This is a genomic window from Chenggangzhangella methanolivorans (genome assembly GCF_042648545.1).
Classification (GTDB): Bacteria; Pseudomonadota; Alphaproteobacteria; order Rhizobiales; family Methylopilaceae; genus Methylopila; species Methylopila methanolivorans.
The window spans coordinates 777,519-789,405 of sequence record NZ_JBHRXS010000004.1 but is presented as its reverse complement, the minus strand read 5'-3'; the positions used below and the strand labels follow the sequence as shown (position 1 = coordinate 789,405).

Annotated in this window: 10 protein-coding genes; all 10 read left to right on the top strand. The window is 70.8% G+C overall.

Features of this window, described 5'->3' with window-relative positions:
- Nucleotides 1–5: 5 nt before the first annotated feature.
- The 10 genes from puhC (at nucleotide 6) to bchO (ending at nucleotide 11,714) form a co-directional block, all read left to right on the top strand.
- Entirely contained in the window at nucleotides 6–464 is a 459-nt protein-coding gene (gene puhC, locus ACFOWB_RS09120) for a photosynthetic complex assembly protein PuhC (RefSeq protein WP_261403662.1), read from the top strand.
- A gap of 92 nt (nucleotides 465–556) precedes the next feature.
- Nucleotides 557–973 carry a hypothetical protein gene (locus tag ACFOWB_RS09115; protein ID WP_378146851.1) on the top strand — a complete coding sequence of 139 codons (417 nt, stop codon included), beginning with the start codon at nucleotides 557–559 and terminating at the stop codon, nucleotides 971–973.
- Nucleotides 970–2,055: a magnesium-protoporphyrin IX monomethyl ester (oxidative) cyclase gene (gene acsF / locus ACFOWB_RS09110; RefSeq protein ID WP_378146849.1), complete on the top strand. Its 1,086-nt coding sequence runs from the start codon at nucleotides 970–972 to the stop codon at nucleotides 2,053–2,055. Before ACFOWB_RS09115 ends, acsF begins: the two co-directional genes overlap by 4 nt.
- A gap of 172 nt (nucleotides 2,056–2,227) precedes the next feature.
- A complete protein-coding gene (gene puhE / locus ACFOWB_RS09105; protein ID WP_378146847.1) occupies nucleotides 2,228–3,043 on the top strand; it encodes a putative photosynthetic complex assembly protein PuhE in 816 nt (271 codons plus the stop codon).
- Between the two features lie 19 nt (nucleotides 3,044–3,062).
- Nucleotides 3,063–4,280 carry a 5-aminolevulinate synthase gene (hemA, locus tag ACFOWB_RS09100; RefSeq protein ID WP_261403663.1) on the top strand — a complete coding sequence of 406 codons (1,218 nt, stop codon included), beginning with the start codon at nucleotides 3,063–3,065 and terminating at the stop codon, nucleotides 4,278–4,280.
- Between the two features lie 266 nt (nucleotides 4,281–4,546).
- Nucleotides 4,547–5,497 (top strand): 4-hydroxy-3-methylbut-2-enyl diphosphate reductase, encoded by a 951-nt coding sequence (gene ispH, locus ACFOWB_RS09095; RefSeq protein ID WP_378146913.1) that lies wholly within the window; start codon nucleotides 4,547–4,549, stop codon nucleotides 5,495–5,497.
- The gene (gene bchI / locus ACFOWB_RS09090) at nucleotides 5,490–6,548 is read left to right on the top strand and encodes a magnesium chelatase ATPase subunit I (RefSeq protein ID WP_378146843.1); all 1,059 of its coding nucleotides are present in this window, start codon (nucleotides 5,490–5,492) and stop codon (nucleotides 6,546–6,548) included. Before ispH ends, bchI begins: the two co-directional genes overlap by 8 nt.
- The gene (locus tag ACFOWB_RS09085; protein WP_378146841.1) at nucleotides 6,545–8,551 is read left to right on the top strand and encodes a VWA domain-containing protein; all 2,007 of its coding nucleotides are present in this window, start codon (nucleotides 6,545–6,547) and stop codon (nucleotides 8,549–8,551) included. The genes bchI and ACFOWB_RS09085 overlap by 4 nt, the downstream gene beginning before the upstream one ends.
- A 97-nt stretch (nucleotides 8,552–8,648) precedes the next feature.
- Complete coding sequence (gene dxs, locus ACFOWB_RS09080; RefSeq protein ID WP_378146839.1) at nucleotides 8,649–10,592, top strand: 1-deoxy-D-xylulose-5-phosphate synthase; 1,944 nt, start codon at nucleotides 8,649–8,651, stop codon at nucleotides 10,590–10,592.
- A gap of 213 nt (nucleotides 10,593–10,805) precedes the next feature.
- The gene (bchO, locus tag ACFOWB_RS09075; RefSeq protein WP_378146837.1) at nucleotides 10,806–11,714 is read left to right on the top strand and encodes an alpha/beta fold hydrolase BchO; all 909 of its coding nucleotides are present in this window, start codon (nucleotides 10,806–10,808) and stop codon (nucleotides 11,712–11,714) included.
- Nucleotides 11,715–11,887 lie beyond the last annotated feature (173 nt).

Genomic DNA, 11,887 nt, shown 5'->3' with positions numbered 1-11,887 from the left:
CGGCCATGGCCCGCCCCGACGACTTCTCACCGCCCCGCGCCTTCCTCATCGGCGCGGCCGCAATGGCCGTGATCGCGCTGGTCGCGGCCTTCGTCGGGCGGGCCTCGGACGTGGGCGCGTTCCGCATGGAAGAGAGCCCGACGGTCGAAAGCCGCCTGCTCACCATTCTGGACGGCGGCGTCGGCCACGCGACGGTGAAGGACGCAACGACCGGCGACCTCCTCGCCGCCACGAACCCGGGACTGGAAGAGGGCTTCGTCTGGGGCGCGCTCAACGGTCTCTCCTACGGCCGCAAGCAGATCGGCGCTCCGGCGGACGCCCCTTACGAACTCGCCCGCCGCGCGGACGGGCGCATCACCCTCACCGACCTCATGACCGGCCAGAAGGTGTTTTTGGACTCCTTCGGCTACGGCAACGCCGCGGCCTTCGCGCGGCTCTTCGAACATAGGGAGGCGGCACGATGAAAATGGCTGCGAACGCGCAGACGCGTGGCGCCCTGCCCCCCTCCCCCTTGTGGGGAGGGGTCGGGGGTGGGGGTGGTTCAGAAGGAGGCGAGATGGCCGCCGCCGTTCTACGCCGCCGTCCTGAGGTCCATTCTGAACCACCCCCACCCTCACCCTCCCCACAAGGGGGAGGGAGCGGGACCGTCGCGGCCATCCGGCGAACGGGCGCCGCGCGCGCAAAGCCGCTGTTCCGGCGGCGCTTCGAGATCGACTGCACGGTCGACGTCGAGCACACAACCGAAAGCCTCCACGCCTATGTGTTCCTCGACGGCTACGAGGTCGGCCCCGGCGACGAGGTCACGGTGAAGAACCCGCCCGCGACGCCGGCCTTCGGCGGTCGCGTGGTCCGCCGCTGCCGCGCGAGCGTCACGCAGGCCGGCCTCTGGGGCCGGATCTGGACGCCTGTCGCCGCCTATCTCGAGCTCACGGATCTCTACGAAGTCGGTTTCGACGAAAGGAGCGCGTCATGATCGCGGTCGAAGGCGGCGTGCCGCAAGGCGGCCTCGTCACGAACGAAAGCACCGCCGGCGCCATGGAGGAGACCGTGCTCTCCCCGCGCTTCTACACCACCGACCACGCGGCGATGGACAGGATCGACGTCTCGGCGGTGCGAAGCGAATGGGACCAGATCGTCGCCGAGATGCGGCGCGACGAGAACAAGGAGCACTTCCACAAGACGCCGGAGTTCGACGACTTCTCGCTCGAAGCGCTGCCCCCGGAGCTGCAGGCCGAGTTCAAGGACTTTCTCGTGTCCTCGCTCACCGCCGAGTTCTCCGGCTGCGTGCTCTACGCCGAGATCAAGAAACGCATCCAGAACCCTGACATCCGCGAGCTTTTCGGCTTCATGACGCGCGACGAGAGCCGCCATGCCGGCTTCATCAACGAAGCGCTGAAGGACATGGGCATCGGGGTGAACCTCGGCTTCCTGGCGCGGGCCAAGAAGTACACCTTCTTCAAACCGAAGTTCATCTTTTACGCGACCTATCTCTCCGAGAAGATCGGCTACGCGCGCTACATCACGATCTTCCGGCATCTGGAGCGAAACCCGGACAAGCGCTTCCATCCGATCTTCAAATGGTTCGAACGCTGGTGCAACGATGAGTTCCGCCACGGCGAAGCCTTCGCGATCATCATGCGCAGCGACCCGAAGCTGACCCAAAGCTTCGTCAACAAGCTCTGGATCCGCTTCTTCCTGCTGGCCGTCTACGCCACGATGTATGTGCGTGACCACGCCCGACCGGCCTTCCACAAGGCGCTCGGGATCGACCCGACCTGGTACGACACGAAGGTCCTCAACCTCACCTCCGAGATCTCGAAGCAGGTCTTTCCGTTCACGCTCGATCTCGAGCATCCGGCGATGAAAGCGGGCTTCGACCGCATGTGCCGGATCTCCGACGGCATCGCCGCGGCGCAGAAGAAAGGCGGGCTGGTCGGCAAGGTGAAGGCGACCGCGCTCGGGCTCGCGGCCGGAGCGGTGTTCCTGCGGCTCTACGTCGTGAGGGTCGTTCCCAACGAGGTCCCCGCCTCGCCCCGCCTCGCGCCGGTCTGGTGAGCGCGATGGACTCGGCTCGAACGGAACTGCGTGCTTCGAGACGCCCGCTGGAGCGGGCTCCTCAGCATGAGGACCGTTCTTGCCCGCCACGATCCGTCCTCATGCTGAGGAGCGGCCGTAAGGCCGCGTCTCGAAGCACGCGGTTCGGCTCCGCAACGCGGGATCTCCTCCCATGACCGTCGCGCTCGTCTCGGTCGGCTTCGTGATCCTGCTCTGGTGGACGGCCACCGCGGCGGTGTTCTGGCTCGACCGGCGGACGGGCGCCTCCGGCTGGACGATCCTTGGCGCGACGCTTGTGCTGTTCGCCTCGCTCGTCGGCCTCGGCCTCACGTCCAAGACCGTGACGCCCGGCGGCGCGTTCCTCGCCTTCGCCTGCGCGATCGGGGTGTGGGGCTGGAACGAGCTCCTGTTCCTCTCAGGCGCGGTCACCGGCCCAAATCGCGGGCCGGCGGACGCCGGCCTCAAGGGCTGGGCGCGCTTCCGCGCGGCGGCGGGGAGCGTGATGCACCATGAGGTCGTGCTGCTCGCCTCTGCGGCCGCGGTCGCGGCGCTCACCGTCGGCGGCGAGAACCATGCAGGCCTTTGCGCCTTCATGACCCTCTGGGTCATGCGATTGAGCGCAAAACTCAACATCTTCGTCGGCGTGCCGAACCCCGGCGAGCGCTTCCTGCCCGACCGGCTGCGCTATCTCGCGGGCCATTTCCGCACCCGGCCCGTGGGGCCTTTCTTCGCCGCCACCATGACGGCCGCCACTCTCGCGCTCGCCGGCGTCGCGCTGTTCGGCGCGGGCGAGGCGCCGAGCGACTTCGAGATCGCGAGTGTCGCGCTCGTCTCGACGCTGCTCGCGCTCGCCGTGATCGAGCACGTCTTTCTCGCGCTGCCCTGGGACTCCGGGCGGCTCTGGGGCGGCTTGCCGGCCAACGACAATCTTCGCGCGGGCCGCTCGCCCGCATCGACGAAGCCCGCGCCCCGCGCGGCCAAAGCCTGAACCTCGGGGACCGAAGCCGATGACCAACGACCGGTACTTCCGCGAACGTCTGGACGGCCTGAAGCGCGAGGGCCGCTACCGCGTCTTCGCCGATCTCGAGCGCAAGGCGGGCTCGTTCCCCCGCGCCATCCACCACACCGCGCGCGGGCGTCGCGAGGTGACCGTCTGGTGCTCCAACGACTATCTCGGCATGGGCCAGCACCCTGACGTGCTCGCCGCCATGCACGAGGCGATCGACCGCGCGGGCGCCGGCGCCGGCGGCACCCGCAACATCTCGGGCACCAACCACGACCACGTTCTGCTCGAGGCCGAACTCGCCGACCTTCACGGCAAGGAGGCGGCGCTGCTCTTCACCTCCGGTTTCGTGTCCAACCTCGCGACGTTGACGACGTTGGGCGCCCAGATCCCCGGCTGCGTGCTGGTCTCCGACGCGCTCAACCACGCCTCGATGATCGACGGCATCCGCGCAAGCCGGGCGGAGAAGCGCATCTTCGCGCACAACGACCCGGAGGACCTCGACCGCGTGCTGTCGAGCCTCGACCCGACCGCGCCGAAGGTCGTCGCCTTCGAGAGCGTCTATTCGATGGACGGCGACATCGCGCCGATCGCCGAGATCTGCGACGTCGCCGATCGCCATGGCGCGATGACCTATCTCGACGAGGTCCATGCGGTCGGCATGTATGGCCCGCGCGGCGGCGGCGTCGCCGAAGAGCGCGGACTGATGGACCGCCTCACAATCATCGAGGGCACGCTCGGCAAGGCCTTTGGCGTGGTCGGCGGCTACATCACGGGGTCCGCCGCGACGGTGGATTTCATCCGCTCCTTCGCCTCGGGCTTCATCTTCACCACCTCGCTGCCGCCCGCAGTGGCGGCGGGCGCCGCGGCGTCGATCCGGCACCTCAAGGAAAGCCAGGCCGAGCGCATCGGCCAGCGCGACCGAGTGGCCCGGGTGCGCCGCCGGCTGGACCGGCTCGGCATCCCGCACCTTCCCAATCCGAGCCACATCGTGCCGGTGATGGTGGGCGATCCGGTCCTCTGCAAGCAGCTTTCGGATCGGCTGCTGAACGAGCACGGGGTCTACGTCCAGCCCATCAACTACCCGACGGTGCCGCGCGGCACGGAGCGGCTGCGCATCACCCCGTCGCCGCTGCACACCGACGCCGACATCGAGCACCTCGTGGCGGCGCTCGCGGCGGTGTGGGCCGAAGTGGGGCTCGAACGGGAGGCGGCGGAGTGAGGCGACATCCGAAAAGCCAAAACGCTTCCGCGGCTGTCTTCGATAGACCGCGAGGCCTCCGGACCCGCTCCCCTTTGCGGGGAGGGGCAAGGGGTGGGGGTGGCTCAGGAAAAGGCTCCGAGGGCGATGCCGCTCTACGCTCAACGTCTGCGCCTCGTCCTGAGCCACCCCCACCCTCACCCTCACCCTCCCCACAAGGGGGAGGGAACGGGGACGTCAGCGCAAACTCCAAGGCGTCGTCTGAGGCAGGATCCCGCCCCCTCCGCATCGTCCTCGCCAAGCCCCGCGGGTTCTGCGCGGGCGTGGTCCGCGCGATCGAGATCGTCGAGCGGGCGCTCGCGGCCCATGGCGCGCCGGTCTATGTGCGTCACGAGATCGTCCACAACGCCCATGTGGTCGAGGCGCTGAAAGCCAGGGGTGCGATCTTCGTCGACGAGGTGGACGAAATTCCGGAAGGCGCCGTCACGGTGTTTTCGGCGCACGGCGTCGGCCGTTCCGTCGAGACGGCGGCGGCGGCGCGCGGCCTCGACGTCATCGACGCCATCTGCCCGCTGGTGAACCGCGTCCACAAGGAGGGCGCGCGCTATGCGAGCCTTGGCTTCGATGTGGTGCTCATCGGCCATGAGGGGCACCCGGAGGTCGAGGGCACGCGCGGCCGGATCGACGGGCGCCTGCATGTCATCGCCACGGTCGAGGAAGCCCGGGCGATCAAGGTGTCAGACCCGGACCACGTCGCCTTCGTGACCCAGACGACGCTCTCGGTCTCCGACACCAGCGACGTCATCGCGGCGCTGAAGAGCCGCTTCCCGGCCATCGTCGGCCCCGACACGCGCGACATCTGCTACGCGACGCAGAACCGGCAGGCGGCGGTGATCGCGCTCGCGCGCGAGGTCGACGCCATCCTCGTGGTGGGCGCGAAGAATTCCTCCAACTCCAATCGCCTGCGCGAGATCGGCGAGGCGGCCGGACGACCGAGCTGGCTGATCGGGGACGCCTCCGAGATCGACCTCGGCTGGCTCGAACGCGCCGAGAGAGTCGGGATCACCGCCGGCGCCTCCGCGCCCGAGCGCCTCGTCGAGGAGGCGGTCGCCCGGCTCGCCGACTGGCGGCCCGTCACCGTCGAGACCGCCGAGGGGCCGGAGGAGACGGTTCAGTTCCGCCTTCCGCCAAGGCTCGCCCCTGACCTGCGCTACCGCCGGGAGGCCGCCCATGCTTGACCGCCCGGCACACAGCGCGCCCAAAGCCGCGGTCGCCGCCTCCGCCCCCCGACCGCCCTTCCCGTTCTCGGCCATCGTCGGTCAGGACGAGATGAAGACCGCGCTGCTGATCGCGGCCGTCGATCCCGCGCTCGGCGGCGTTCTCGCCATGGGCGACCGAGGGGCCGGCAAATCCACGGCCGTGCGCGCTCTCGCGGCGCTTTTGCCGGAGCAGAAGGCCGTGGAGGGCTGCATCTACGGCTGCGACCCGGCCGCCCCCTGCCCCGCCTGCACGGGCCTGGCGCGCCGAAAATCCGTCGCGCGGCGCGCGCCGGTCGTCGACCTGCCGCTCGGCGCGACCGAGGACCGGGTCGTCGGCGCGCTCGATCTCGAGCGGGCGCTGACGCTCGGCCAGAAGGCCTTCGAGCCGGGCCTGCTCGCCCGCGCCAATCGCGGCTTCGTCTACATCGACGAGGTCAACCTGCTGGAGGACCATCTCGTCGACCTCCTGCTCGACGTCGCGGCCTCGGGCGAGAACGTGGTGGAGCGCGAGGGCCTTTCGATCCGCCACCCCGCCCGCTTCGTGCTGATCGGCTCCGGCAACCCGGAGGAAGGCGAGCTTCGCCCGCAGCTGCTCGACCGGTTCGGCCTGTGCGTCGAGGTGACCACGCCGGCCGACATCCCGTCGCGCATTCAGGTGGTGAAGCGCCGCGACGCTTATGAGCGCGACCCGCACGGATTCTCCGCCGACTGGGCGGGAGCGGACGCAAAGATCCGGCGACGCGTGGAGCGGGCGCGGCGACGGCTCGACGAGGTCGCGGTCAACGACGACGCGCTCGAATCCATCGCGCGGCTCTGCCTCGCGGTCGGGGCCGACGGCCTGCGCGGAGAGCTCACCCTGATGCGCGCCGCCCGCGCGCTCGCGGCGCTCGACGGCGCGAAAGCGGTGGGCGAGAGCCAGGTTCGCGCCATGGCCGCGCCTGCGCTGCGCCATCGCCTGCGCCGCAACCCGCTCGACGAGACCGGATCCAGCGCCCGGATCGAGCGCGCGGTCGCGGATCTTCTGGGGTGAGCCCCGGCGCCGCGCCTGTCTCGCCATGCTGGCGCGACGCGATCGCGGCCGTCGCCCTTGTGGCGATCGATCCGGCGGGCCTCGGCGGCATGCGCCTCCGCAACGCCGCGGCGCCGGCGCGCGAAAAGCTGCTGGACGTCCTGAAGACGCTTCTGCCTCCCGGCGCGCCTGTCCGACGGCTGCCGCCCAACATCCCCGACGACCGCCTGCTCGGCGGCCTCGACCTCGCGGCGACGCTCTCGGCGGGGCGGCCGGCGCACCAGCGCGGAGTTCTCGCCGAAGCCGACGGCGGCGCGCTTGTGGTCCCCGGCGCAGAACGCGCCTCGCCGGGGCTCGCGGCGCGCATCGCGTCGGCTCTCGACCGCGGCGCCGTGGCGGCCGAGCGCGACGGGTTCGGGACGCTCCAGCCTGCCCGCTTCGCCGTGCTGGCCTTCGACGATGGCGAAGGCGACGACGCAGCCCCGCCCGCGGCGCTCACCGAGCGGCTTGGACTTGCGGTCGACCTCGCCGCGATGCGCCCCGCTGATCTTGCGGCGGTTATGGACGCCGCCGATGTCGAGGCGGCGCGGCGCCGCCTTCCGGCGATCGAGGTTTGCGAGGACCGGACGCTCGCGCTCGCCGAGGCTGCGGCGGCTCTTGGAATTTGCGGCCTGCGCCCGCTGATCTTCGCCCGCGCGGCCGCCCGCGCCGCGGCGGCGCTCGCCGGTCGCGACCGGCCCGACGACGCCGACCTCGAACTCGCGGCGCGGCTCGTTCTCGGGCCCCGCGCGACCTGCGTTCCCGCCGCTCATGACGACGAAGAGCACGCAAGCGAACCCGAAGGCGATCGAGAGGACCGCGGGGGCAAGGACGACGACGGCGCCGGAGGCGATCCGCGCGAGCTCGCCGAACGCGTGCTCGCAGCCGCCGAGGCGACGCTTCCGCCGGGACTGCTCGAAGCTGGTGCGGCCGCGGCGCGCTCGGCCGGCGCAGCGGGCCGCTCAGGCGCCGCGCAGGCCTCGCCTCGTCGCGGCCGTCCGGTCGGCTCGCGCCCCGGCCGTCCCGAAGGCGGAGCGCGGCTCGATCTCGTGGCGACGCTCAGAGCTGCAGCGCCATGGCAGGGGCTGCGGCGGAGGGAGGCGGCCCTCCCCCCTCCCCCGAGCCAACTCCGCTTCAGCGGAGTTGGCCATCCTGAGTGCGCAAGTCGGATACATCCGACTTGCGATGGGGAGGGGTCGGGGGTGGGGGTGCTTCAGGATAAGGCGCAGGAGGCGACATCGCTCGACGCGCAACCGCGCCGCTCTCTCCGGAGCCACCCCCACCCTCACCCTCCCCACAAGGGGGAGGGAGGCGGAGACGTCGCGGCTCAACAGAGTGGGACGTCGTCCGTCGAAAACCAAGCAAGCGAAAGTCCGCCCCCTCCCCGCATCCTCGTCCGCCGCGAAGACTTCCGCATCCAGCGCCTGAAGGAACGCCGTCGCTCGCTCACGATCTTCGTCGTCGACGCCTCTGGCTCCGCCGCCCTCCATCGGCTCGCCGAGGCGAAGGGCGCGGTCGAACTGCTTCTGGCCGAGGCCTATGTCCGGCGCGACGAGGTGGCGCTCATCGCCTTTCGCGGGACCACAGCCGAGCTGTTGCTGCCGCCGACCCGCTCGCTCGCCCGCGCGAAGCGATCGCTCGGAGAGCTGCCCGGCGGCGGCGGCACCCCGCTCGCGAGCGCGATCGACGCTGCGGCGCTTCTTGCAGTCGCGGCGCGGCGGCGGGGCGATGCGCCGGCGCTCGTGTTCCTCACCGACGGCCAGGCCAACGTCTCCCGCGACGGCGAAGGCGGCCGCGCCCGGGCGCAGGAGGAGGCGGCGCAGGCCGCTCGCGCGCTGAAGGCGTTGGGACTGAAAAGCCTCGTGATCGACGTCTCGCCCCGCCCGAACCCGCGCGCTGGAGAACTCTCGGCCGCGATGGGCGCCCGTTACATGCCGCTGCCCTCGGCCGACGCCCCGGCGCTCGCTCGCGCTGCCGCCTCGTGACGCATGTCACGAATGGATGACATAATGAGTGTAAACAAAACTTGTCATCTCTCTTGTGCGGTCTAAGCTGACATCCGGAGCGAACAGGAGGCCGAACATGCCGATGACGCCCGCAACCGCCGGATCGCGCACGCCGCTGCTCGACCGCGTCTCGACGCCCGCGGATCTCCGAAGACTTCCCGAGAGCGACCTCCGCCAACTCGCCGACGAGCTTCGGCTGGAGACCATCGAGGCGGTTTCGGTCACCGGCGGGCATCTCGGCGCCGGGCTCGGGGTGGTGGAGCTCACCGTCGCGCTCCACCACGTGTTCGACACGCCCGACGACATTCTCATCTGGGACGTCGGCCACCAGGCCTATCCGCACAAGATCCTGACCGGCCGCCGCGACCGCATCCGATCTTTGCGAAAGCCCGGCGGTCTCTCGGGCTTCACCCGGCGCGCCGAGAGCGACTACGACCCCTTCGGCGCGGCGCATTCCTCGACCTCGATCTCGGCCGCGCTCGGCTTCGCGGTCGGCCGCGACCGCTTGGCTAAGACCAACAACGTCGTGGCGGTGATCGGCGACGGCGCCATGTCGGCCGGCATGGCCTATGAGGCGATGAACAACGCCGGCGCGATGGACGCGCGGCTCGTCGTGATTCTCAACGACAACGACATGTCGATCGCCCCGCCGACGGGCGCGCTTTCGGCGCATCTTGCGCGGCTCGTCTCCGGAAAAACCTATCGCGGCGCCCGCGAGGCGTTGAAGAGGCTCGGCAAGAGGCTCCCCCGTGGCCTCTTCGACAAGGCCCGCAAGACGGAGGAATACGGCCGCGCCTTCTGGTCGGGCGGATCGCTGTTCGAGGAGCTCGGCTTCTACTATGTCGGGCCGATCGACGGGCACAATCTCGACCACCTGCTGCCCGTGCTGAAGAACGTGCGCGACGCCGAGCAGGGCCCGATCCTCGTCCATGTGGTGACGCAGAAGGGCAAGGGTTACGGGCCCGCCGAGGCCTCCGCGGACAAGTATCACGGCGTGGTGGCGTTCGACGTCGCGACCGGCGCGCAGGCCAAGGGCAAGGCCGGGCCGCCGGCCTACACCAAGGTGTTCGCCGAGAGCCTGATCCGGGAAGCTGCAGCCGACGAAAAGATCGTCGCCATCACCGCCGCCATGCCGGGCGGCACCGGGCTCGACCTGTTCGAGAAGACGTTTCCGGACCGCGTCTACGACGTCGGCATCGCCGAGCAGCACGCCGTGACCTTCGCGGCGGGGCTCGCGGCGCAGGGTCTGAAGCCGTTTTGCGCGATCTATTCGACCTTCCTGCAGCGCGCCTATGACCAGGTGGTGCACGACGTGGCGATCCAGAGATTGCCCGTGCGCTTCGCCATGGACCGGGCGGGTCTCGTGGGACCGGACGGCCCGACCCACGCCGGCTCCTTCGACCTCGCCTACCTCACCTGCCTGCCCGGCATGGTGGTGATGGCGCCGGCCGACGAGGCGGAGCTCACCCACATGGTGGCGACGGCCGCGGCCCATGACGACGGCCCGATCGCCTTCCGCTATCCGCGCGGGAACGGGACGGGCGTCGCCCTGCCGGCGCGCGGCGTGGCGCTGCCCATCGGCAAGGGCCGCGTGGTGCGCGAGGGCGCGTCGGTCGCGATCCTCTCGCTCGGAACACGGCTCGCGGATGCGCTGAAGGCCGCGGACGAGCTCGGCGCGCGGGGCCTTTCGACCACGGTCGCGGACGCGCGCTTCGCGAAGCCGATCGACGTCGAGCTGATCCTGCGGCTAGCCCACAGCCACGAGGTGCTGGTCACCGTCGAGGAAGGCTCGACCGGCGGCTTCGGCTCGCTGGTCCTTCACACGCTCGCCGAGGCCGGGGCGCTCGACCATGGCCTGAAGGTCCGGACGCTGACGCTCCCCGACCGCTTCATCGAGCACGGAACGCCCGACGGCATGCTCGCGGAAGCGGGTCTCGACGCGGCCGGGATCGTCGCGACGGTTCTCGGCGCGCTGGGGCGCGAGGACGTTCCGGCCGCCGCCGCGCCGTTGAGGGCGTGATGGGCGGGGCGGATCATCGAGCCGCAGTCTTCTCCCCTCCCCCCTGTGGGGAGGGGTCGGGGGTGGGGGTGGCTCCGGAGAAGGCGCAGACGGCGAAATTGCTCGACGCGCAACGACAGCAGCCCATCCTGAACCACCCCCACCCTCACCCTCCCCACAAGGGGGAGGGAGGTGAGACGTCACACACCTTCGAGGGAAGAGGGCCTTAAAACCATGCCCGCCCGCCTCGACTGGAGCCGCGACGGAGGCGACTGGCCGAACAGGTCGGCGAGCCGCTTCGTCCGGGCCGGCGGGCTCACCTGGCACGTGCAGACGGCGGGCGACGGCGACGACGTGCTGCTGCTCCACGGAACCGGCGCCTCGACGCATTCCTGGCGGGGCCTGTTCGTCGCGCTCTCGCGCGACCATCGCGTGATCGCGCCGGACCTCCCCGGCCACGCCTTCACCGACCCCCTTCCCTACGGCCGGACGACTCTGCCCGGCATGGCCGAGGCTGTCGGCGCGTTGCTGAAGAAGCTCGGCGCCCGGCCCCGGATCATTGTCGGCCATTCGGCGGGCGCAGCGATCGCGATCCGCATGGCGCTCGACGGCCACGCGGCGCCCGACGCCATCGTCAGCCTCAACGGCGCGCTGTTCCCGATCTCGAACTCCTTCGCGCGGCCGTTCTTCGTCGGCGCGGCGAAGCTGCTGGCGCTGAACCCGCTTACCCCCTGGCTGTTCGCGCTCCGGGCGCGCGACCCGGTCGCCGTGCGCCGCCTGCTCGACGGCACCGGCTCGGAGATCGACCCGCTCGACGAGGAGATCTATGGCCGGCTCGCGACGACCACGTCCCATGTCTCGGGCGCGCTCGGCATGATGGCGGGCTGGGATCTCCACGCGCTCGAGGACGATCTATCGAAGCTCGAGACGCCGCTGCTCCTCGTCGTCGGCGAGGCCGACGCCATGGTGCCGCCCGGGCGCGCGGCGGGCGTCGCGCGGCTCGCGAAGAACGCTCGCGTCGTCTGCCTGCAGGGGCTTGGCCACCTCGCTCATGAGGAAGCGCCCGGAAAGATCCATGCGCTGATCGGCGAGTTCGCCCCGAAGACGGCCGCGCCCGAGCAGAAGGCCGCCGCCCATGGCTGAGCGTCCCGGCTCGAGCTGCGCCGCCTGCCCCCCTCCCCCTTGTGGGGAGGGGTCGGGGGTGGGGGTGGCTCCGGAAAAGGCAGAGCCGGCGACGCGGCTCAACGCGCGGCCGGAGCGCTCCATTCTGAACCACCCCCACCCTCACCCTCCCCACAAGGGGGAGGGAGGGGGCC